This window comes from Streptomyces sp. NPDC014734, assembly GCF_043083325.1.
Classification (GTDB): domain Bacteria; phylum Actinomycetota; class Actinomycetes; order Streptomycetales; family Streptomycetaceae; genus Streptomyces.
In genome coordinates this window covers 29,696-51,617 of the sequence record NZ_JBIBYN010000006.1, presented here as the reverse complement: position 1 = coordinate 51,617, position 21,922 = coordinate 29,696, and the positions used below count along the sequence as shown (strand labels likewise).

The following is a 21,922-nucleotide window of genomic DNA, read 5'->3' as shown; positions in this document are numbered from 1 at the left end:
AGTCCGCATGCCCGCGAGCACGCCCGCCACCCAGGTACTGATCATCGGCTCGGGTCCGACCGGCCTGACCCTGGCCTGCGACCTGGCCCGCCGTTCCGTCGCCGTACGGATCATCGACAAGTCCCCGGAGTTCCCGCGCAGCTCGCGGGCCAAGGGCCCCAACGCCCGCTCCCTGGAGGTACTGGAGGACCTGGGGGTGGCGGACCGGGTGCTGGCCACGGGCTCGGCGTCACTGCCCATGCGCAAGTACCGCGGCGGGCTGCCGATCGCCGACACCGACCCGTACGAGGCCGCGCACCCCGCATCGGACACCCCGTACACCCGCATGCGGCTGATCGCCCAGTGGGCGCTGGAGAAGATCCTCCGCGACCGCCTCGCGGAGTACGGCGTCCACGTCGAACTCGGCGCGGAGGCGACCGGGCTGACGCAGCACGCCGACTCGGTGGACGTCGCGCTCGCGGACGGCCGGAGCATCGCGGCGCGGTACGTGGTGGGCTGCGACGGCGCCCACAGTCCGGTGCGCAAGCTGCTCGGCGTCACCTTCGAGGGCAGTACGGCCGAGGAACAGATGATGGTCTGCGGGGACGTCGTGGTGGACGGCCTCGACCGGGGCTTCTGGCACCAGTGGTTCGACGAGGACGGAGCCGTGATGCTGTGCCCGATCCCGGGCACGCGATCGGGCTGGTGGTTCCAGGCGAGCCCGGAGCAGGACGCGGCGGGGAACCCCGTACCGCCCTCGCCGGAGAGCTTCCGGCGCCTCTTCGCCCGGCACACCGGATTGCCCGGCGACCGCCTGTCCCGGGCGGAACTGCTGTCCACGTACCGGGTCAACGAGCGCATGGCCGACCGCTACCGGGTGGGCCGGGTCCTGCTGGCCGGGGACGCCGCGCACGTGCATGCCATCGCGGGCGGGCTGGGCATGAACACCGGCATCCAGGACGCCCACAACCTGGGCTGGAAGCTCGCGCTGACCGCCACCGGACGGGCGGCCGAGGGCCTGCTGGACACCTACGAGGAGGAGCGGCTGCCCGTCGCGGCCCGGACTCTGGGCCTCGCGGCCGAGCGGCTGCGGATCACCCTCGACGCGATCAAGGAGCCGGGTGGTGGCCTGGACTCGGCGGTCAGCACGGAGACCAGCGGACTGGGCGTCGGCTACCGCTGGAGCACGCTCGCCCGTGACACCCGCCGGGACGCGCGTTCCCGCGTCGGCACGGCTCCCGGCCCGCGCGCCGGTGACCGGGCCCCGGACGCCACCTGCCGGGACGCCGCGACCGGCGCGCCGGCCCGCCTGTTCGAGGTGTTCGCCGGACCGCACTTCACCCTGCTGGGCTTCGGGCCGGGCACCACGGACGCGCTGCGCGCGGCGGAGGCCGAACACGGCGACGTGCTGCGGGCGTTCGCGGTGGGCACGGGGGCGCGGCACGGGCTGTCGGACCCGGCGGGCCGGGCCCGCGCGGCCTACGGCATCACCGACGACGCGCTGGTCCTGGTCCGCCCGGACAACCACGTGGGCCTGATCGCACCGGCCGGTGACGGGCGGGCCGTCGGGGACTACCTGAACGACCTCGTCGGCACGGCCCCGGCCACCGGCACGGCTCCCGCTACCGGAACGACTCCGGCCGTCGACACGGCTCCCGCCGTCTGAGCGCCTCGCCGGAAGAAGGCCGTTACTGCATTCCGCACAGCGCGCGTACGGCATTCAGGCGGGCTTGGGGTCCGTCACGGTGAGGCAGCCCGAACCTACCAACCGTTTATATTCTTCTGACATGCCATGAGCCGAACCACGCGCGTGCCCGGAAGCATCGCCCGCCTGTTCCTGCGCACCACCATCGCGACCCTGTCCACCCTGTCGTTCGTCGTCTGCGAGGCCTCACCCACGGCCCACGCGGACGGCGGCGGTGTGCAGCGGGCCCGCCTCTCCTCCGGTCCCGACTCCTCCGGTCCCGATCGTGGCACGTCCGGCCCGACCTGGCCGATGTCCCACCTCCGGGAGACACGCTTCCGACCGCAGGCCGGAAGCATGTCCTGATCCGTCCCGCATCGGCGAGCGGCCCCGGGCGGATGCCGTGGTCCAGTACGAGACCCGTCCCGTGCCGTGCCGACGGTCGAGCACCCCTTGAGTGTCCGCTCAGTCGGCGGCGGTGTGCCGGGCGCGGTGGGCCCGGACCTTGTGGAGGTTCCCGCAGCGTTCCATGGCGCACCACCGCCGCCGACCGGGGCGCGAGGTGTCGACGAAGAGCAGCGCGCACCTGTCCGAGCCGCACTCGCGGACGCGGTCGGCGTACGGCCCGGTGAACAGTTCCACGGCGTCCCGCGCCACGGTCGACAGCAGGGCCGTCCCGGTGGCACCCGGGGCCCACGAGAATCCGCCGGACGCGGCGTCGACCCGGGGGACGAGCGGCGGTTCGGCCGCCACCGCGTTGACCACGCCGAGGGGGCCCGGAGCGAGCGGACGGTCGTGCGCACGGGCCTGGGCCAGATCCCACAGAGCGGCGCGCAGTTCGTGCGCCCGGCGCAGTTCCGCCGCGCTCACCTCCAGGGACAGCCCACCGGGCAGCCTGCACTCCCCCGCCCATCGCACCAGGTCGGCCGGGGTGTGCAGCACCTCGTACGCGGCGTACCGCTCGCTCCCGCCGGTGGGCAGCAACTCCAGGCACAGGGCTCCGGGATCGAAGCGGTAGGGGCGGCCCTCCTGCGTGTGGAGGGTCAGCCCCGGCGCTTCCCTTGCGGGCTCAATCATGTAACCATTATAAATGGTTTCCATGACTCTGCACTGGAAAGTCGTCATCGACTCGACCGACCCTCACGCGCAGGCCGCCTTCTGGGCCGAGGCCCTCGGCTACCTCGTCGAGGACAACAGCGCACTGCCCGAGCGGTTGATCGGGGCCGGGGCGGTACCGGAGGCGGCGACCGTCCTGGTGGACGGCCGTCGCGCCTGGCGGGACCTCGCCGCGGCCCGGCATCCCGACGACCCCTTCGAGGAGGAGAGCGGGACGGGCCTCGGACGGCGCCTGCTGTTCCAGCGCGTGCCGGAGGCCAAGACCGTCAAGAACCGTCTCCACCTGGACGTGCACGCGGGACCGGGTCGACGTGACGCGGAGGTGACCAGGCTGGAGGGCCTGGGCGCGAAGGTGTTGCGCGAGGTCGAACAGCCGGGCGGCACCTGGTCGGTCCTTGCCGATCCCGAGGGCAACGAGTTCTGCGTGCATTAGCGGCCCCGGGGGAAACCGGGCCCCGCGACCGGGCGCGACGGGAGGGCCGCCAGGACCGGCCGAGGCCCTGCCGCCCCCGGGGAGAGCGACAGGGCCTGCGGTCCCGGGCCCCGCCCGGCTCAGCCCTTCACCACGTCCTGCGGATACCAGCGCAGTTCCACGGTGTTGCCGTCCGGGTCCCGGACGTACACCGACTGCGCGGTGCCCCGGGCGCCGGAGCGGTCGACCGGGCCCTCCAGCACGGTGAAGACGCCCGAGTCGATGACCTGCCGCCAGTCCAGCGGTTCGACGACCAGGCAGATGTGGTCGACGTTCGACGCGGTGCGCGGGCCGCCCAGCAGATCGATGATCGTGGTCGGGCTGACCCGCGCCGAGGGGAACGGGAAGGTACCGGCCCGCCACTCCTCGACCTTCATCGGTTCCAGGCCGAGCAGCCCGCAGTAGAACTCCAGGGAGCGCTCGACGTCCTGCACGTTGAGCACCAGGTGGTCGAAGTCCTTGACCTTTACTCTCACGGCACAACCTTTCTGCCATTCACATGGGGATTCGACCGGCGTATGGGTCCGGCCCGGCCCGATCCAGCCCATTCCATCCCGTTTCATCGCATTTTCTTTGGGTTCCGGTCCGGTCCGGTCCGGTCCGTTCCGTTCCGGTTCAGGAGGCCTCGGCGGCCGACGCGGCCGGGGGCCAGGGGACCCCGGCCAGCAGCGGCAGGATCTGCTCCTCCTCGCCGTCCAGATGCGCGTTCAACTCCTGGGACATCCTGTTCAGTTCCGCACGGAAGCGTTCGGGGTCCGCGCCGCCCAGGTCGGCGAGGAGTGCGACGAGTTCGCCCTGGATGCGCGCGACGGTGCGGTGTTCGTCGGCGAGCCGGGCGAACGTGTCGGCAAGGTGCGGGTGATGGCGGGCGATTCCCGGGAACAGGTGCGCGTCCTCGCTCATGTGGTGGAACTCCAGGGACTGGCAGAACGCGAGGCAGCGCTGGCGGATCCGCAGCCCCAGTCCCGGCACCGGGGGCGCACCGGGGCCCCGATGGGCCGCCCGGGCGGCGAAGTGGGCATCGACCTCCGCCTCCACCTGGGCCAACTGGCCCCGGAGCCAGGTGTGCACCTCCATGAGCTTGTCGGCGAGGCTGTTCACCTCGGCGGGGGCCTCCCAGCCCTCGGGCTCGGCGCGCTCCAGCACCACGACCGGCAACGGACGGGCGGTCCTGGCCTGGTAGTCGGCGTATCCGGGCGCCGCGGCCACGGCATGCGCGAAGAGCCGTTCGCGCCGTGTCCCCTCGGCGGGGACGGCGAGGGCCTGGAACGTACGGGTGCCGACCTCCACCCGTACCACCGGGTGGGCGAGGAGGTTGTGGTACCAGGCGGGATGGGCCGGGGCGCCCATGTTGGAGCCGACGACAAGCAACGCGTCGCCGTGCCGGACGTAGCCGAGCGGGGTGGTGGTCTCCTTCCCCGACCGCGCGCCGGTGGTGGTCAGCAGGAGGAGGTCACCGCCCTCGAAGGGGCCGCCGACCTCTCCCCCGTTGGCGCGGAACTCCTCGATGACGGACGTGTTGAACGATGTGGGCATGCGGATCTGTCTCTCCGTAAAGCACGGTGGAAGCGCGGTGTGAGCGCGGTGGAGGCCTCGACGGCTGCGGGAACGGCTGGTCGCGAGTCGCGCGCGGCGGCGCATGTCGGGCACGAGTGCCCGGAGGGCACGGGACGCCGCGCGATCGATGCGTCGGGTCAGAAGCAGGGCGCGGAGTATGAACTCATGACGGGTCCCCGGGTGAAGGGTGTTCGCCCGGTCGTCGGCCGGCCCACTGCTCTTTGGCCGACGTCACGCGACACCTCCGCCATTACACGCAGCCGACCGCCGGCTGTCAACGCGAGCGTCCCGGCACCTCCGCGCAACCGTGCCGGCCGCGCGTCCTCAACGTCAGCCGCGCGGGGACACGGGTGCCGTCCCCCGCCGCGCCCCGGGCGGAACCGTTCGGGCCTCCCTCACGGTCGCCTCCGGCGCGCCCAGCGCGCGCAGCACCTGCGCGACCAGCGCCGCCACTTCCTCCTCGTTCTGCACCGGCTTGCGCAGCAGATGGCGGTAGTACACCGGGCCGTACAGCATCTCCACGGCCAGCGGAAGATCGGCGTCCGGTGGGATCTGGCCCTGTTCCTGGGCGCGCCGCAGGCGGCCGACCGCCTCCGCGAAACGCGGGTCGACCAGCTTCGTCCTCACCGTCTCCGCGAGCACGTCGTCGTGATGGACCTCGGAGAGTATCCCGGCGTAGGCGGGGCCGAACGGCGGCGTGGACAGCAGCCGTACCGCGCCCATCACATTCGCCCGGAGGTCTGCGGCGATGTCCCCGGTGTCGACGAACGGTGTGCTGCCGACCAGCCCGTCCGTGAACGCCTCCAGGAGCACCGCGCTCTTCGCGGGCCACCAGCGGTAGATGGTCTTCTTGCTGACGCCCGCTCTGGCCGCGATCGCCTCGATGGTGACACGGCCGTACCCCTTCTCCGTGCACAGTTCGAGCGCGGCTTCCAGGGTCGCCCGCCGTGATCTCTCGCTGCGGCGCAGTGAACTCGGCGATGTGATCATTCCGTGAGCATAGGGGCGTTCGGACCCACCCTTGTTGACAGCCCGTCGCCATAAGTCGAACAATGCTGAGGCGGAAACGGAACGTGCCGTGTCGCATCGTTCCCGTTGTTCGCACCGTTCGTGCCGTTCGTGCCGCGACGAGCCGATCGGGGGACGGCTTGCCCGGCCGACGGTGCGCGGGCGGTGCCCCGTACCACCGGCCGCTCCCTCGCACGGGCGTCGCGCCGTGGCTCAGGACGTGATGTCCTTCGTGGTGAACCGGGCCCAGGCGGCCGAGCCGAACACCACCGCGTACAGGCCCTGCAGCCCCAGGTTCCTCACCAGTTCGTCCCAGTACACCGGCTCGCGCAGCAGGTCCGCGTAGGACATCCAGTAGTGCGGGAAGAGGTACGGGTGGACCGCGCTCAGCTGCGGAATCGTGTCCACGATCTGAACCGTGATCAGCAGGCCGACGCTCGCCGCCATGGCCGCGATCCCGCTCGTGGTGAGGGTCGAGACGAACAGCCCGATCGCCGCGAAGCCGATCAGCGATGCCGCGACCACCACCGCGATCAGCCCTGCCCTCGCCAGCCCCTCGCCGAAGCCGATCCTGGTCCCCGAGATGGTGGTGACGTCCCCGACCGGGAAGAGCATCGCCCCCGCGGCGAGCGCCGACAGGGCCACGACCAGGGTCGCCGCCAGGCAGAACGTGAGGACGGACGCGTACTTCGTCAGCAGCAGCCGACCCCGGCCCGCCGGGGCGACCAGCAGGTAGCGCAGGGTGCCCGCGTTGGCCTCGCCCGCGATCGAGTCGCCCGCGACGACGCCGACGGCCATCGGCAGGAAGACCGGGAGCGTCACGGCGAGGGCCGCGAAGACCAGGAACAGACCGTTGCCGGTGATCTGGGAGAGGAACGCGGGGCCCTGGCCACCGCCCGGACCGGGCGAGGAGCCGTGGTTCGTCTCGATCCGCACCGCGATCCCGATCAGGACCGGAACGGCGGCAAGTACCCCGAGCAGGGCGAGGGTGCGCCATCGGCGGAAGGTGATGGTCAGCTCGGAACGGAGGATGCCGAAGGTCCACGCCGGGCCACGCGCCCTGTCGCTCCCGTCGCCCCCGCCCGCCGCCTTGGCCCCGTGCGTCCCGTCGCCCCCGTCGGCCCCGTCGGCCCTGGCTGCCCCGTCCGTCCGGTCGGCCCCGTCCGTCCCGCTCACCGCGTCCACTCCACTCGTATCACCCGTTTCATCCGTTCCGCCCGCTCCGGTACGTGCGATGTCAGTCCGCGACATCGAATCCCTCCCCGGTGAGGGCGACGAACGCGTCCTCCAGCGAGGCCCGTTCGACGCCGAAGGACCGCAGGCGCACCCCGGCGCGCACCAGCGCCGCGCTGAGGTCGGCGAGTTCCACGCCGGCGGCCGGGGCGTCGGCGCTCACCCGGTCGCCGTCCGCCGCGACGCCGAGGACGCCGAGCCCCGTCAGGACCCGGACGGCCTCGCCGGGGTCGGGGGTCGTGACGGCAAGCCGGCCGCGGGCGCCCGCCGCGAGTTCGGCGACCGGCCCCTGGACGATCAACCGGCCCGCGGCCATCACCGCGGCGTGCGTGCAGACCTGCTCGATCTCGTCGAGGAGGTGGGAGGAGAGGAAGACGGTGGTGCCGTCCGCCGCCAGTTCCCGGACCAGGGTGCGGATCTCCCGCATCCCCTGCGGGTCCAGGCCGTTGGTCGGCTCGTCGAGCACGAGCAGGCGGCGCGGCCGGAGCAGGGCCGCCGCGAGGCCGAGGCGCTGTTTCATGCCGAGCGAGTACGCCCTTGCCCTCCGGCCGGCCGCCGCGGCGAGCCCGACCCGGTCCAGGGCCTGTCCGACCCGGGCCCGGCGGGTGCGCGGGTCGGCGGTCGGGTCGGCGGAGTCGAACCGCAGCAGGTTGTCCCGGCCGCTCAGGAAGCCGTACAGCGCCGGTCCCTCGATCAGCGCGCCGACCTGCGGGAGCACGGAACGGGCCGCGCCCGGCATGGCGCGTCCGAGCACCCGCGCGGTGCCGGACGTCGGCTCGATCAGGCCCATCAGCATCCGGATCGTCGTGGTCTTGCCGGAGCCGTTGGGGCCGAGGAACCCGAAGACGCTGCCGGCCGGTACGGCGAGGTCGAGGCCGTCGACGGCGGGCCGGCCGGCGCCGTAACGCTTGGTCAGGCCCCGTGTCTCGATCACCGGGCCGGGCGCGTCCACCGCGCCCGGCCCGGCGGCGGTCCCGGGCTCTGTCATGAGTGGCTCCCTGAGTCGGGGCGGACCCCGGTCCGGGTCGGACCGGGGCCCGGCGGAACGTGTCCGGACGGACATGATCGGACGGAGTGTCCGTCCGGGCGTGATCGGACGGGCGCGATCGGACGAACGTGATCGGACCGGCCCGGCAGGGCCTCGTCAGGCGGCCCCGGCTGAACACGGCCGGACGCCCCCTGCGGAACATGGCCGACGGGCCCGGCCCGCGGCCCGTCGGCCGGGCCGCAACGGCCCGCCCCGCCGTACGGAGGGTACGGCGGGGCGGGTGGACGGTGCGGCGGGGCGAACGCGCCGCGCCCCGGCGTCAGGAGGCGTTGTCGGCGGCCTTGACCAGGCTCTCCGGCGTGACGGCACCGACGTAGACCTTGCCGCTGTCGGTCATCAGCGCGTTGACCAGGCGGGTCTTGAAGACCGTGCCCGAGCCGAACTTCCCGGTGACCTTGTCGCCCAGCGCGTCCAGGAACTGCTGCGCCTCGGCAGGTACCTCGCCGGACGCCTTCGAGGGGAGCCCGGCGCCGCCCGGAACGGTGATCTCGGCGATCGCGTTCCAGCCCTCGCCGATGACCTTCGTGTCCTTGGCCCCGTCGGCGCCCTTGCCCCCGGCACCCGGCTCACCGACGCCCGGGAAGATCCCCAGACCCTCCGGACCGCCGGACTTGTGCTGCTGCGCCTTCGCGTCGTCGGCCTCGGTCACCTGGGCGCCCTTGGGCGGGGTGAACGTGAACGAGGAGGCGGCGGGCTTCGCGAAGTCGACCTTGGTGAACCCGGCGTCGACGACGGCCTTGCCGCCACCGCTCGGCAGCAGGGTGAACTTCAGCGGCACACCGTTCTTCGCGTCGACCGCGACCGTGACCGAGGCGACGGTGGAGCCCGCCTGCTTCGGCTTGACGACCAGCTTGTACGCGTCGCGTCCGGCGACCCGCGCCGTGCCGTCGACCGTCACCGAGGTGGTGGGGCCCGCGGCCTTCAGGAACTGCTCGGCGAGCGCCTTCGGCGTGGTCGGCACGGAGTCGGGAACCGGCGCCGAGCTGCCGTTCCTCTTCGCCCCGGCGCGGTCGTCCGTGGCGTGGTACGCCTGGTTGCTGCCGCTGTCGTACGCCCAGACCTCGGCACCGTCGCGGATCAGGCTGTACTCCGCCGCGTCGTCCAGGACGGAGAGCCGCTGCCGGTCGGGGCCGTCGGTGGCGATCCGCAGGGTGTGCGTGCCCGATGCCAGCTCCGTCAGCTTCGTCTGCGGGTCGGCGCTCGATCCGCCCTCGCCGCCACCGGGGCCGCCGCCCTTCACGAACGCGTCGGCGAGACCGCCGAAGGACGGGAGGCCGAGGTCCGTGCTGATCCGCACGGTTCCGGAGAGCTGCTGGGTGTCGGAAGCGGCGATCTTCTCGATGAGCTGCTGTGCGGTGATCTTCGGCAGATCGGGGTCACCGGTGCTCGCGAGCGCCGGGACGAGCCCGATCGTCGCCGCCGCCACCCCCGCCACCGCGACCGGGACGGCGTACCGCGCCGCCTTCCGGCGGGCGGCGGCGCCCTTGGTGCCGCCGTCGGTCGCTGTGCTGTCGTTCGGTGCCATATCTGTGCCCTACCTCCGTGGTCGGCGGCTTCCGTCCGGGATGCACTCGTCCACTCCGTGCCGCCATTCTCACCTGGTTCGTTCAGGAGCGGATGTGCTCCATCCGACCAAATCGGCGGCGCGAAGACGTCACCCGAGGGGAGCAACCGCGCCTACCCCTCCGGGATGACACCGGTGGCGCGTCCCTCCCCCGACCCGTAGGGGCACCATGCGGCCGAGGTCTGACGGAGCGCGTTTCCGGCGGCGTTCAGCCCGCGCGATGCACCACCGCGTCGCACATCTCCTCCAGCGCGGCCTTCGCGTACCCCCCGGGCAGCGGGGCCAGCGTCCGGCGCGCCGCCTCGGCGTACCGGACGGTGTCCCGGCGGGCCTGCTCCAGCGCCGGATGGGCGCGGAGCCTGCGCAGCGCCTCGGCGTGCCGGGCGTCGTCGGTGAGGTCGCCGTCGAGGAGGGCGACGAGCTCCAGGTCCTCCGGCCGTCCCTCGGCCGCCGCCCGCGCCCGCAGGTGGAGCACCGGGAGGGTGGGAATGCCCTCGCGCAGGTCGGTACCGGGGGTCTTGCCGGACTCGTGGGAGTCGGAGGCGATGTCGAGCACGTCGTCGGCGAGCTGGAAGGCGACGCCGAGCCGCTCCCCGTACTGGGTGAGGATGTCGACGGCGGCCTCGTCCGCACCGGCCATCAGCGCGCCGAACCGGCAGGCCACCGCGATCAACGAGCCGGTCTTGCCGCTCAGTACGTCGAGGTAGTGCTCCACCGGGTCGCGGTCGTCGGGGCCCGCGGTCTCCAGGATCTGCCCGGTGACCAGCCGTTCGAACGCCTCCGCCTGGATGCGTACGGCCTCCGGACCGAGGTCGGCCAGTATGTGCGAGGCACGGGCGAAGAGGAAGTCCCCGGTCAGCACGGCCAGCGAGTTGCCCCAGCGGCTGTTGGCGCTCTCGACGCCCCGGCGCACGTCGGCCTCGTCCATCACGTCGTCGTGGTAGAGCGTCGCGAGATGGGTCAGCTCGACGACGACGGCCGCGGGCACGATGCCCGGCGCGTACGGATCGCCGAACCGGGCGGACAGTATGGCCAGCAGTGGCCGGAAACGCTTGCCCCCGGCGCGCACCAGATGCTGTGCGGCCTCCGTGATGAAGGGCACGCCGCTCTTGGTGGCATCGAGCAGCCCGGACTCGACAGCAGCCAAACCGGCCTGGACATCGGCCTCAAGAGCGCGGTCCCGCACGCTCAGTCCGAACGGCCCGACGACGGTCACGAGGGGATCTCCTGTCTGCTGACGATCACACGGTTTGTCGATGTGTCGCTGTCATCACTCAAGTCAGCGTATCCGGTCCCCTTTGGATCACCGTGGGCGCCTTCCCGCCACCGCCGGTATGTTCGAGATCAGCTCATACGATCAGGAGTCATCCTTTTGTCCCACACGGCCACCGACACCCAACCGACCCAGCCCCCGCCCGGCGACGACCACGCCTTTTTCGGCCAGCCACGGGGTTTGATGACACTGTCCGGCCTGGAGGTCTGGGAACGGTTCTCGTTCCTGGGCATGCAGGCGATCCTGGTCCTCTACTTCGCCGATACCGTCGCCCGCGGCGGCATGGGCATGGAGGCGGGCACCGCGGCGTCCGTCTCGGCCGCCTACGGCACCCTTGTCTACCTGGTCTCCGTGGCCGGGGGCTGGCTTGCCGACCGGATCCTCGGCTCGTACCGGGCCGTCCTGTACGGCGGGATCCTCATCGCCTGCGGGCACTACGCCATGGCGGTGCCCACCGACGCCATGACCTGGACCGGCCTCGGCCTGATCAGCGCCGGGACCGGGTTGCTCAAGCCCAATGTGGCGTCCATGGTCGGCAAGCTCTACCGCACCGACGACGAGCGGCGCGACGCCGGATTCGCCCTCTACTACATGGGCATCAACATCGGCGCGTTCCTCGGACCGCTGGTCACCGGCTGGCTCGGCGACCACGCGAGCTGGCACTGGGGCTTCTCCGCCGCCGCCTTCGGCATGACCCTCGGCCTGATCCAGTACGTCCTGGGCCGACGTCACCTGGCCGGGCGAAAGCACAGCGCCGAATTCGCGCTGGCGCCGGAGCCGATGCGGCGCGCCGTGCGGCTCGTCGTCGCCGGTGCGGTCGTGGTGGCCGCCGCGGCCACCGCGCTGGCCCTGTCCGGATGGCTCACCATGGGCCGGTTCGTCGACGTCCTCACCCTCGTCTCGGTGATCGCGCCGGTCGTCTACTTCGTGGTGATGTTCCGCAGCCGCCAGGTCACCGCCGAGGAACGCGGCCGACTGCGCCCGTACGTGGTGCTGTTCCTGGCCTCGGTCGTCTTCAACTTCATCCTCTTCCAGGCGTACTCGACGATGATGCTGCTCGCGTCGACCAACGCCCGTACCGAGATCTTCGGCTTCCACTTCCCGGCGAGCTGGTACGCCTCCGCGCTCGGCGCCTTCGAGGTCGCGCTCGCCCCCGTGGTGGCGACCGTCTGGGCCCGGATGGGACCGCGTCAGCCGCACGCCTCCAACAAGATCGCGATCGGGGTGATCCTCGGTGGGCTCTCCTTCCTGCTGATGGTGCTGCCGACCTCCGGGCACTCGGGCGACACGTACAAGATGGCCGCCTGGTGGATCGTCGGCTCGTACCTGCTGCTCGGCCTCGGCGACATCCTGCTGGAGACCTCCGGCATGTCGGCGTCCACCAAGCTCGCGCCGAAGGCGTTCGCCGGCCAGACGATGGCGCTCTGGTTCCTCTCGCTGGCCCTCGCCAACGGCATTCAGGCCCAGGTCGTGAAGCTCTACGGCGAGGTCTCCAACCCCGCCTACTTCGGCGTCAACGGCGCGATCGCGGTGGTGGCCGGTGTTGCCGTCATCGCCGCCGCCCCCTGGCTCAGACGCACCATGCACCCCGTCCACTGAGGTACCGCCATGCACATCCGCACCACGTTTCCGTACGAGACCACCCATGAGGACGTCCGCATCCCGCTGCCGGACGGAACCCTGCTGTACGCCCGGATCTGGCGGCCGGTCACCGACGAACCGGTGCCCGCGCTCCTCGAATACCTGCCGTACCGGCTGACCGACTGGACCGCCCCGCGCGACTGGCAGCGCCACCCCTGGTACGCGGGCCACGGCTACGCCTCCGTCCGGGTGGACGTGCGCGGCCACGGCAACAGCGAGGGAATGCCGGGCGACGAGTACGACGCCACGGAACTCGCCGACGGCGTCGCCGTCGTCCACTGGCTGGCCCGACAGGAGTGGTGCTCGGGCCGGGTCGGCATGTTCGGCATCTCCTGGGGCGGCTTCAACTCGCTCCAGATCGCCGCCCTCGCCCCCGAGCCGCTGAAGGCGATCGTCACCGTCTGCTCGACCGACGACCGCTACGACAACGACGTCCACTACATGGGCGGCTCCGTCCTCGGCGTCGACATGCACGCCTGGGCGGCCACCATGCTGGCCTTCGCCTCCCGGCCGCCGGACCCGGCCCAGGTCGGCGCGGACTGGAAGGACATGTGGCTGGAGCGGCTGGAGAAGGTCGAACCGTTCATCCACACCTGGCTGGCGCACCAGACCCGAGACGACTACTGGAAGCACGGCAGCGTCTGCGAGGACTACTCGGCGATCCGGGCGAACGTGCTCGCGGTCGGCGGCTGGCACGACCCGTACCGCGACACCGTGCTGCGGCTCGTCGAGCACCTGCCGCCGGACCGGGTGCGCGGACTGATCGGCCCCTGGTCGCACCAGTACCCGGACCGCGGCCTGCCGCCCGGACCGGCGATCGGCTTCCTCCAGGAGACGCTGCGCTGGTGGGACCAGCACCTCAAGGACGAGGACACCGGCATCATGGCCGAGCCGCTGCTGCGGTCCTGGATCAGCGAGTCGCACCGGCCCGCGACGGTGTACGAGACGCTGCCCGGCCGCTGGGTCGGCGACACCGCCTGGCCGTCCCCGAACGTCTCGACCGTCGCCTACGCCCTCCAGGGCGGCCCGCAGATCGTCGACTCGCCGCAGCAGACCGGCGTGGACGCCGGGCGCTTCTTCCCGTTCGGCAACGACGCCGACCTGCCGCCCGACCAGCGCGACGAGGACGCCAAGTCGGTCTGTTTCGAGTTCCCGGTCGAGGACACGCCGATCGAGATCCTCGGACGGCCCCGGGTGAGGCTGCGGCTGCGCATGGACGTACCGCGCGGCCAGGCCGTCGCCCGGCTCTGCGACGTCGCACCGGACGGTTCCTCCACCCTCGTCACCCGCGGCGCGCTCAACCTCTCCGCCCGGCACGGCCGCGACCGCGCCGTGGACTGGCCGGTGGGCGCGACCGAGGAGGTGACCTTCGAACTGAACGGCATCGGGCACACCTTCCCGCCCGGCCACCGGATCAGGCTCGCGGTCTCCTCCGCGTACTGGCCGTGGATCTGGCCGCAGCCGGGGTCGGTGGGCTTCACCCTGGACGCCGACGGGAGCTTCGTCGAACTCCCGGTGCGCCGCCCCACCGAGGACCCGGGGATCCGGTTCGAGGAACCGGAGCAGTCGCCGCCGCTCGGCGTCGTCCACCCGGTGTCGCTGGACGAACAACGGCCCGAGCGGCTGGTGGTCCGTGACGTCGCCAAGGGCGAATGGCGACTGGAGGTCGACCCGCGCTACGGCGGCACCCGCGTCTACCCGGACGGCCTGGAATTCACCGAGGACGCCCTGGAGACGTACACCGTCCAGCAGGACGACCCGCTCTCCGCCCGCACCCGCTCCGACTGGACGATCAGGCTCCACCGGCCGGAGATGGCGTGGGACGTGCAGATCGAGACCCGTTCCCAGATCGGCGCGGACGACACCGACTTCATCACCTCCGACGAGGTGGTCTGCCGGGACGGCGGCGAGGTCGTCTTCCACCGCACCTGGGAGAAGCGGATCCCGCGCACGGCCGGCTGAGCACGGTTGCGAGCCTGTCGGGTGACGTCCGCCCGGCCGGAGGTCACCCGACGGGCTCTTGCCCAACCGGGGAGCAATGGGGGAGCAGGCTCGCCCTGTTGCTCCCCGGCTCGTCGGCCGCTGTGCCCCACACCCCGGGCACAGTGGAACCTTCCGGGCATCGGGGGCAGTTGAGACACTCCCCGTCGGTACGGTCGCCGACGTAACGTGTCCCCCAAGCGACCTGGAAAGCGAGGCGGCAACACATGCCCGAGCAGAGCAGCCCGCTCGATCCGGCCGAGGGCGATCCCTTCGGCCCGCACAACCTTCCGTACGGTGTGTTCTCCACCCCCGACCGCCCCGAGGACCGCCGGGTCGGCGTCCGCATCGGCGACCACGTACTGGACGCCGGGGCCGCCGCGCACGCGCTCGGCTCGCCCTACGCGCGGCTGCTCGACCGGCCGGACCTGACCGAGCTGCTGGCCGCCGGCCGCACCGCCTGGCGGGACGTCCGACGTGCGCTGACCTCATGGGTGACGGTCCCGGCACACCGCCCGGACATCGAACCGCTGCTCCACCCAGTCGATTCCGTCACGCTCCACCTGCCGTACCGGGTCGCCGATTACGTCGACTTCTACGCGAGCGAGCACCACGCCACCAACGTCGGGAAGATCTTCCGGCCGAACGGCGATGCGCTGACCCCCAACTGGAAGCATCTGCCGATCGGTTACCACGGCCGCTCCGGCACGGTCGTCGTCTCCGGCACCGACGTGGTGCGCCCGTCCGGACAGCGCAAGGCGCCCGGCGACGCCGCGCCGGTCTTCGGCCCATCGGTCAAGCTCGACATCGAGGCCGAGGTCGGCTTCGTCGTCGGCGTCGGTTCCGAGCACGGCCGCCCGGTCCCGCTCACCGACTTCCGCGAGCACGTCTTCGGGCTCTCGCTGCTCAACGACTGGTCGGCGCGGGACATCCAGGCCTGGGAGTACGTCCCGCTCGGCCCGTTCCTCGGCAAGTCCTTCGCCACCTCCGTGTCGGCGTGGGTGACCCCGCTGGAGGCCCTGGAGGCCGCCTGGACCGCGCCGCCCGCCCGCGACTTCCCGCTCCTGCCCTATCTGGAGGACGGCGACGAGGAGCAGGGCGGCGGACTTGACCTGCGGATCTCCGTCGCGATCAACGGACAGCCGGTCGCCGAGCCACCGTTCGCCACCATGTACTGGACGCCCGCCCAGATGCTGGCCCAGATGACGGTGAACGGCGCCTCGCTGCGCACCGGCGACCTGTACGGCTCCGGCACGGTCAGCGGCGCCGAACAGGGCCAGCGCGGTTCGCTGCTGGAGCTGACCTGGAACGGCGGCGAGCCGCTGGAGCTGGCCGACGGCAAGCGGGCCTTCCTGGAGGACGGCGACACCGTGACGATGACGGCCTGGGCCCCGGGCCCGGACGGCACCCGGGTCGGGCTCGGCGAAGTGACGGGGCGCATCGTCCCGTCCGTCTGACGCCTCGCGTCCGTCCCTTCCGCGCGGCTCCCGCCGCGCGGCCCTCGACGTTGACGGCCGTGTCCCCGAGGGGCGCGGCCGTCAGCGGCTCCCGATGGGTTCGCCTGTTCGCGCGAGTCCGAACCGGTTCCGGGTCGATACGCTGGACAGATCGGCGCGACTCCGTGCATGTGAGCACTGATGGGCGTCGAACCCGGGACCGAGGAACCGAGGTGGGGGGTTCCGCCCGTGGGCGGCTGGACCGCCGACCGTTTCCGGTCGACCTGGACTCAACGACATCACCCCGCGCCGCCGGGCGGCGGCCCCGGAATAGCCCCGGCGCCGCCGTTCCACCCCCGCCCCGCACCACCCGTCGTGAGGCCCCCGCTCTCCGCACGGGGGGGGCTCACTCGAACTCGGGCGGAGGCTCCTCGTCCCAGCCGAACCCCGGATCGTCGTCCGGGGCGGCCGACGGGGCCGACGCCCGCGCGGCCGGAACAGGGGCGTCCGGGACGGCCTTGCCCCGTACCGCGGCAGAGCCGGCACGCCCCGCCCCCACCGCTGGTGCCGCACCGGGCGCCGCCGCCCCGGAACCGGCCTCGACCAGCGCCTCCTGCCGCGTTTCCGCCTGCGCGTCTCCCGACTCGTCGGCCGCACCGGCGAACTCCGCCAGCACCTCCAGCACACCCTCCCCGTACGTCGCCAGCTTCTTCTCTCCGAGGCCGCTGATCCCGCCCAGCGCGGACACCGAGTCCGGCCGCACCGCGGCGATCTCGCGCAGCGTCGCGTCGTGGAAGATGACGTACGCCGGAACGCCCTGCTCCTTCGCCTGCGCACCGCGCCAGGCCCGCAGTGCCTCGAAGACCGGCACCGCCTCGGGCGTCAGCTCCGCGACGGCCGTGGAGGACTTCGCCTTGCGTTCGCCCTTCGTGGAGCGCGAGGCGGGCTTCGCCGTCTCCTTGCGCAACAGCACCTCGCGCTGCCGCTGGAGCACCGCGCCGCTGTCCTCGGTCAGCACCAGCGTGCCGTACTCGCCCTCCACCGCGAGCAGCCCCTGGGCGAGCAACTGCCTCACGACTCCGCGCCATTCGGCCTCGGACAGCTCCTCGCCGATCCCGAAGACCGAGAGCTGGTCGTGGTCGAACTGGATGATCTTCGCGGTCTTGCGGCCGAGCAGGATGTCGATGATCTGGCCCGCGCCGAACTTCTGCCCGCGCTCCCTCTTCAGCCGCACCACCGTCGACAGCAGCTTCTGGGCGGCGACCGTGCCGTCCCAGGTCTCGGGCGGGGTGAGGCAGGTGTCGCAGTTGCCGCACGCCTCGGCGGTCGGGTCCTGGCCGAAGTACTTCAGGAGCTGGCCGCGACGGCACCGGGCGGTCTCGCACAGCGCCAGCATCGAGTCGAGGTGGGAGGCGGCACGGCGGCGGAACGCCTCGTCGCCCTCGCCGCCCTGGATGAGCTTGCGCTGCTGGACGACATCCTGGAGCCCGTACGCCATCCAGGCGGTGGACGGCTGCCCGTCACGGCCCGCGCGGCCGGTCTCCTGGTAGTAGCCCTCGACCGATTTCGGCAGGTCGAGGTGGGCGACGAAGCGGACGTCCGGCTTGTCGATGCCCATGCCGAAGGCGATCGTCGCGACGACGACCAGGCCCTCCTCGCGGAGGAACCGGGACTGGTGGGCGGCACGGGTGCCCGCGTCCAGTCCCGCGTGGTACGGCACGGCCTCGATGCCGTTGCGGCAGAGGTACTCGGCGGTCTTCTCCGTCGAATTGCGCGAGAGGCAGTAGATGATGCCCGCGTCCCCGGCGTGCTCCTCCTTCAGGAAGGAGAGCAGTTGCTTCTTCGGGTCCGCCTTGGGCACGATCCGGTACTGGATGTTCGGCCTGTCGAAACTGGCGACGAAGTGCTTGGCGTCGGGCATGCCCAGACGCTGGGTGATCTCCTCGTGCGTGGCGTTCGTCGCCGTTGCCGTCAGGGCGATGCGCGGCACGTCGGGCCAGCGCTCGCCGAGGACCGAGAGGGCGAGGTAGTCGGGGCGGAAGTCGTGGCCCCACTGGGCGACGCAGTGCGCCTCGTCGATCGCGAAGACGGAGATCTCGCCCCGGGCGAGCAGGCCGAGCGTGGAGTCCAGCCGCAGCCGCTCCGGGGCCAGGTACAGCACGTCGAGCTCGCCCGCGAGGAACTGCGCCTCCATGGAGCGGCGCTCGTCGAAGTCCTGCGTGGAGTTGACGAAGCCGGCCCGGACCCCGAGCGCGCGCAACGCGTCGACCTGGTCCTGCATGAGGGCGATCAGGGGCGAGACGACGACGCCCGTGCCGGAGCGGACCAGGGCCGGGATCTGGTAGCAGAGGGACTTGCCGCCACCGGTCGGCATGAGCACGACGGCGTCGCCGCCGGCCACCACGTGGTCGACGATCGCTTCCTGCTCGCCGCGGAACGATTCGTATCCGAACACCCGGTGCAGGGTCTGCCGTGCGTCGCTCTCGGTCACTTCCATGGTCCCGCCCGTCGTGCTCGTGCCGCCTGGTTCCCCGGTGCCGTCCGTGGCCCGTCCCGTCACCGCTCCCCTGCCACCTTAGGGTCTGGGTACGACAACGCCGGACGGGCTTGACTTACCGAGCCCGTCCGGCGCCGTTGCCGCGGTGCGTGCGCACCGCCGCGTGCGGATGCGTGTGCGCTACCTCACGAAGATCCCCGCCTGACCGGCCAGGTCCAGGAAGTACTGCGGGGCCAGGCCCAGCACCAGTGTGACCGCGACACCGACGGCGATCGTGGTCATCGTCAGCGGGGACGGGACGGCGACCGTCGGGCCGTCCGCCTTCGGCTCGCTGAAGAACATCAGCACGATGACCCGGATGTAGAAGAACGCGGCGATCGCCGACGAGATCACACCGACCACGACCAGCCCGCCCGCACCGCCGTCGGCCGCGGCCTTGAAGACGGCGAACTTCCCGGAGAACCCGGAGGTCAGCGGGATACCGGCGAAGGCGAGCAGGAACACCGCGAAGACCGCCGCGACCAGCGGCGAGCGCCTGCCGAGCCCGGCCCACTTCGACAGGTGCGTCGCCTCTCCGCCCGCGTCGCGCACCAGGGTGACGACGGCGAACGCGCCGACCGTCACGAAGGAGTACGCGCCCAGGTAGAAGAGGACCGACGAGATGCCGTCCGGGGTGGCCGCGATGACACCGGCGAGGATGAACCCGGCGTGCGCGATCGAGGAGTAGGCGAGCAGTCGCTTGATGTCGGTCTGGGTGATGGCGACGATCGCCCCGCCCAGCATGGTGACGATCGCGATGCCCCACATGACCGGACGCCAGTCCCAGGTGAGACCCGGCAGCACCACGTACAGCAGGCGCAGCAGCGCGCCGAACGCGGCGACCTTGGTGGCGGCGGCCATGAAGCCGGTGACCGGGGTCGGGGCGCCCTGGTAGACGTCCGGGGTCCACATGTGGAACGGGACGGCGCCGACCTTGAAGAGCAGCCCGGTCAGGATCATCGCGCCGCCGATCAGCAGCAGCGCGTCGTTGCCCATGGTGGCGGCGAGCGCCGGGTCGATCTTGGTGACGGAGCCGTCGACGACGCTCGCGATCGTGGCGTACGACATGGAGCCCGCGTACCCGTACAGCAGGGCGATGCCGAAGAGCAGGAACGCCGAGGAGAAGGCGCCGAGCAGGAAGTACTTCACCGCGGCCTCCTGCGACATCAGCCGCTTGCGGCGGGCGACGGCACAGAGCAGGTACAGCGGGAGGGAGAAGACCTCCAGGGCCACGAAGAGCGTCAGCAGGTCGTTGGCGGCGGGGAAGACCAGCATGCCCGCGATGGAGAAGAGGACCAGCGGGAAGACCTCGGTGGTGGTGAACCCGGCCCGGACCGCGGCCTTCTCGCTGTCGCTGCCGGGCACCGAGGCGGCCTGCGCGGCGAAGGAGTCGACGTTGTTGCCGTGCGAGGCGGGGTCGAGCCGACGTTCGGCGAAGGTGAAGACGGCGACCAGCGAGGTCAGCAGGATGGTGCCCTGCAGGAACAGCGTCGGGCCGTCGATCGCGATGGCACCCATCGCCGCGATGTGCGCCTTGGTGGTGCCGTACCCCCCGGCCGCGAGGCCGACGATCGCCGCGAACGCGGCGGCGAGGGCGACGACGGTCAGGAAGACCTGCGTGTAGTAGCGGGACCGGCGCGGCACGAACGCCTCGACGAGCACGCCCACCACGGCCGCGCCGATCACGATGAGGACCGGCATGAGCTGGGTGTACTCGATGACCGGGGCCTTGAATTTCTCGGCCGGGGCGGCCGAGGTCACCCCGCCCGCCATTGCCCACAGGCTGTGGACAGCTGTTGCGCTCACTTGGCGGCCTCCACCTCAGGCTGGGGGTCCTTCTTCTGGACGTCCGACATGGTGTGCTGCACCGCCGGATTGACGATCTCGGTCAGCGGCTTCGGGTAGACCCCCAGGAAGAGCAGCATCGCGATCAGCGGGAGGACCACGGCCAGCTCGCGGACCTTGAGGTCCGGCATGCCCCGGACCTCGGCCTTCACCGGGCCGGTCATCGTCCGCTGGTAGAGGACGAGGACGTACAGCGCGGCGAGCACGATGCCGGTGGTGGCGATGATGCCCGCCGCCGGGTACGCGCTGAACGCGCCGACCAGGACCAGGAACTCGCTGACGAACGGGGCGAGCCCGGGCAGCGACAGGGTGGCGAGACCGCCGATCAGGAAGGTGCCGGCCAGGATCGGGGCCACCTTCTGCACCCCGCCGTAGTCGGCGATGAGCCGCGAGCCGCGCCGGGTGATCAGGAAGCCCGCCACCAGCATCAGCGCGGCGGTCGAGATCCCGTGGTTGACCATGTACAGCGTGGCGCCGGACTGGCCCTGGCTGGTCATCGCGAAGATGCCCAGCACGATGAAGCCGAAGTGCGAGATCGACGCGTAGGCGATCAGGCGCTTGATGTCGCGCTGGCCGACGGCGAGCAGCGCCCCGTAGACGATGCTGATCAGGGCCAGGACGACGATCACCGGCGTCGCCCACTTGCTGGCCTCCGGGAAGAGCTGGAGGCAGAAGCGGAGCATCGCGAAGGTGCCGACCTTGTCGACGACCGCGGTGATCAGGACGGCGACCGGGGAGGTCGCCTCGCCCATGGCGTTGGGCAGCCAGGTGTGCAGGGGCCACAGCGGGGCCTTCACCGCGAAGGCGAAGAAGAACCCGAGGAACAGCCAGCGCTCGGTGCTCGTCGCCATGGAGAGCGAGCCGCTGGCGCGGGCCTCGGCGATCTCGGAGAGCGAGAACGTCCCCGCGACCACGTACAGCCCGATCACGGCGGCCAGCATGACCAGGCCGCCGGCCAGGTTGTAGAGGAGGAACTTCACCGCGGCGTAGGAGCGCTGCGCCGCCGCGTTCTCGTCGCCGCCGTCCGCCGCGGACACGGAGGAGGCGGCCCGGTCCCCGAAGCCGCCGATGAGGAAGTACATCGGGATGAGCATGGCTTCGAACAGGACGTAGAAGAGGAAGACGTCGGTGGCCTCGAAGGAGAGGATCACCATCGCCTCGGTCATCAGCATCAGGGCGAAGAAGCCCTGGGTGGGCCGCCAGCGGCGGCTCTTGTTCTCCAGGGGGTCGGCGTCGTGCCAGCCCGCCAGGATGATGAAGGGCAGCAGCAGGGCGGTGAGCGCCATGAGCGCGACCCCGATGCCATCGACGCCCAGTTCGTAGCGGACGCCGAAGTCCTTGATCCAGGCGTGCGACTCGGTGAGCTGGTAGCGCGGGCCGCCGGGCTCGAACCTGGCGAGCGCGACGCCCGCCAGGACGAGTGTCGCCAGCGAGAACACCAGCGCCGTCCATTTGGCGGCGGTGCGCCGGGCGGCCGGGACGGCGGCGGTGGCGACCGCGCCGATCGCCGGGAGCGCCGCCGTCGCTGTCAGGAGGGGAAAGGACATGTG

The 21,922-nt window shown here is 71.8% G+C and carries 17 protein-coding genes; 6 read left to right on the top strand and 11 right to left on the bottom strand.

What is annotated here, in order from left to right:
• Positions 1–7: 7 nt before the first annotated feature.
• Positions 8–1,645 carry an FAD-dependent monooxygenase gene (locus ACF1CT_RS12235; protein ID WP_391783748.1) on the top strand — a complete coding sequence of 546 codons (1,638 nt, stop codon included), beginning with the start codon at positions 8–10 and terminating at the stop codon, positions 1,643–1,645.
• Positions 1,646–1,771: 126 nt separating this feature from the next.
• Entirely contained in the window at positions 1,772–2,029 is a 258-nt protein-coding gene (locus ACF1CT_RS12230; protein WP_391783747.1) for a hypothetical protein, read from the top strand.
• A 99-nt stretch (positions 2,030–2,128) separates the two neighbouring features.
• Here ACF1CT_RS12230 and ACF1CT_RS12225 read toward each other — a convergent pair whose 3' ends face one another.
• A complete protein-coding gene (locus ACF1CT_RS12225; protein ID WP_391783746.1) occupies positions 2,129–2,740 on the bottom strand; it encodes a CGNR zinc finger domain-containing protein in 612 nt (203 codons plus the stop codon).
• A 22-nt stretch (positions 2,741–2,762) separates the two neighbouring features.
• Here ACF1CT_RS12225 and ACF1CT_RS12220 point away from each other — a divergent pair, with 22 nt between their 5' ends.
• The gene (locus ACF1CT_RS12220) at positions 2,763–3,212 is read left to right on the top strand and encodes a VOC family protein (protein ID WP_391783745.1); all 450 of its coding nucleotides are present in this window, start codon (positions 2,763–2,765) and stop codon (positions 3,210–3,212) included.
• Positions 3,213–3,331: 119 nt separating this feature from the next.
• Here ACF1CT_RS12220 and ACF1CT_RS12215 read toward each other — a convergent pair whose 3' ends face one another.
• From ACF1CT_RS12215 to ACF1CT_RS12185, 7 genes are all read right to left on the bottom strand, one after another.
• The gene (locus tag ACF1CT_RS12215; RefSeq protein WP_391783744.1) at positions 3,332–3,727 is read right to left on the bottom strand and encodes a VOC family protein; all 396 of its coding nucleotides are present in this window, start codon (positions 3,725–3,727) and stop codon (positions 3,332–3,334) included.
• 139 nt (positions 3,728–3,866) lie between these two features.
• Positions 3,867–4,787 carry a nitroreductase/quinone reductase family protein gene (locus tag ACF1CT_RS12210; protein WP_391783743.1) on the bottom strand — a complete coding sequence of 307 codons (921 nt, stop codon included), beginning with the start codon at positions 4,785–4,787 and terminating at the stop codon, positions 3,867–3,869.
• Positions 4,788–5,138: 351 nt separating this feature from the next.
• Positions 5,139–5,798: a TetR/AcrR family transcriptional regulator gene (locus ACF1CT_RS12205; protein WP_391783742.1), complete on the bottom strand. Its 660-nt coding sequence runs from the start codon at positions 5,796–5,798 to the stop codon at positions 5,139–5,141.
• Positions 5,799–6,029: 231 nt separating this feature from the next.
• Positions 6,030–6,992 (bottom strand): ABC transporter permease, encoded by a 963-nt coding sequence (locus ACF1CT_RS12200; protein WP_391783741.1) that lies wholly within the window; start codon positions 6,990–6,992, stop codon positions 6,030–6,032.
• A gap of 61 nt (positions 6,993–7,053) precedes the next feature.
• Entirely contained in the window at positions 7,054–8,037 is a 984-nt protein-coding gene (locus tag ACF1CT_RS12195) for an ATP-binding cassette domain-containing protein (protein WP_391783740.1), read from the bottom strand.
• A 319-nt stretch (positions 8,038–8,356) separates the two neighbouring features.
• On the bottom strand, positions 8,357–9,622 hold the full coding sequence (locus tag ACF1CT_RS12190; protein WP_391783739.1) for an outer membrane lipoprotein carrier protein LolA: 1,266 nt from the start codon (positions 9,620–9,622) through the stop codon (positions 8,357–8,359).
• Positions 9,623–9,869: 247 nt separating this feature from the next.
• Positions 9,870–10,877 (bottom strand): polyprenyl synthetase family protein, encoded by a 1,008-nt coding sequence (locus tag ACF1CT_RS12185; protein WP_391783738.1) that lies wholly within the window; start codon positions 10,875–10,877, stop codon positions 9,870–9,872.
• Positions 10,878–11,033: 156 nt separating this feature from the next.
• Here ACF1CT_RS12185 and ACF1CT_RS12180 point away from each other — a divergent pair, with 156 nt between their 5' ends.
• The 3 genes from ACF1CT_RS12180 (at position 11,034) to fahA (ending at position 16,012) form a co-directional block, all read left to right on the top strand.
• The gene (locus tag ACF1CT_RS12180; RefSeq protein ID WP_391783737.1) at positions 11,034–12,533 is read left to right on the top strand and encodes a peptide MFS transporter; all 1,500 of its coding nucleotides are present in this window, start codon (positions 11,034–11,036) and stop codon (positions 12,531–12,533) included.
• Positions 12,534–12,542: 9 nt separating this feature from the next.
• Positions 12,543–14,537: a CocE/NonD family hydrolase gene (locus ACF1CT_RS12175; RefSeq protein WP_391783736.1), complete on the top strand. Its 1,995-nt coding sequence runs from the start codon at positions 12,543–12,545 to the stop codon at positions 14,535–14,537.
• Between the two features lie 245 nt (positions 14,538–14,782).
• Positions 14,783–16,012, top strand: a complete 1,230-nt coding sequence (gene fahA / locus ACF1CT_RS12170) for a fumarylacetoacetase (RefSeq protein ID WP_391783735.1) — start codon at positions 14,783–14,785, stop codon at positions 16,010–16,012.
• A 385-nt stretch (positions 16,013–16,397) separates the two neighbouring features.
• Here the strand turns inward: fahA and recQ are convergent, their stop codons facing one another.
• From recQ to ACF1CT_RS12155, 3 genes are all read right to left on the bottom strand, one after another.
• The gene (gene recQ / locus ACF1CT_RS12165; RefSeq protein WP_391783734.1) at positions 16,398–18,488 is read right to left on the bottom strand and encodes a DNA helicase RecQ; all 2,091 of its coding nucleotides are present in this window, start codon (positions 18,486–18,488) and stop codon (positions 16,398–16,400) included.
• 180 nt (positions 18,489–18,668) lie between these two features.
• A complete protein-coding gene (nuoN, locus tag ACF1CT_RS12160) occupies positions 18,669–20,333 on the bottom strand; it encodes an NADH-quinone oxidoreductase subunit NuoN (RefSeq protein WP_391783733.1) in 1,665 nt (554 codons plus the stop codon).
• Entirely contained in the window at positions 20,330–21,919 is a 1,590-nt protein-coding gene (locus ACF1CT_RS12155) for an NADH-quinone oxidoreductase subunit M (protein WP_391783732.1), read from the bottom strand. Before ACF1CT_RS12155 ends, nuoN begins: the two co-directional genes overlap by 4 nt.
• Positions 21,920–21,922 lie beyond the last annotated feature (3 nt).

Coding starts and splice junctions, on each gene's coding strand:
- ACF1CT_RS12230 (WP_391783747.1), top strand. CDS start 1,772: ATGAGCCGAACCACGCGCGTGCCCGGAAGCATCGCCCGCCTGTTCCTG.
- ACF1CT_RS12205 (WP_391783742.1), bottom strand. CDS start 5,798: ATGATCACATCGCCGAGTTCACTGCGCCGCAGCGAGAGATCACGGCGG.
- recQ (WP_391783734.1), bottom strand. CDS start 18,488: ATGGAAGTGACCGAGAGCGACGCACGGCAGACCCTGCACCGGGTGTTC.
- fahA (WP_391783735.1), top strand. CDS start 14,783: ATGCCCGAGCAGAGCAGCCCGCTCGATCCGGCCGAGGGCGATCCCTTC.
- ACF1CT_RS12190 (WP_391783739.1), bottom strand. CDS start 9,622: ATGGCACCGAACGACAGCACAGCGACCGACGGCGGCACCAAGGGCGCC.
- ACF1CT_RS12155 (WP_391783732.1), bottom strand. CDS start 21,919: ATGTCCTTTCCCCTCCTGACAGCGACGGCGGCGCTCCCGGCGATCGGC.
- ACF1CT_RS12210 (WP_391783743.1), bottom strand. CDS start 4,787: ATGCCCACATCGTTCAACACGTCCGTCATCGAGGAGTTCCGCGCCAAC.
- ACF1CT_RS12195 (WP_391783740.1), bottom strand. CDS start 8,037: ATGACAGAGCCCGGGACCGCCGCCGGGCCGGGCGCGGTGGACGCGCCC.
- ACF1CT_RS12220 (WP_391783745.1), top strand. CDS start 2,763: ATGACTCTGCACTGGAAAGTCGTCATCGACTCGACCGACCCTCACGCG.
- ACF1CT_RS12175 (WP_391783736.1), top strand. CDS start 12,543: ATGCACATCCGCACCACGTTTCCGTACGAGACCACCCATGAGGACGTC.
- ACF1CT_RS12225 (WP_391783746.1), bottom strand. CDS start 2,740: ATGATTGAGCCCGCAAGGGAAGCGCCGGGGCTGACCCTCCACACGCAG.
- ACF1CT_RS12235 (WP_391783748.1), top strand. CDS start 8: ATGCCCGCGAGCACGCCCGCCACCCAGGTACTGATCATCGGCTCGGGT.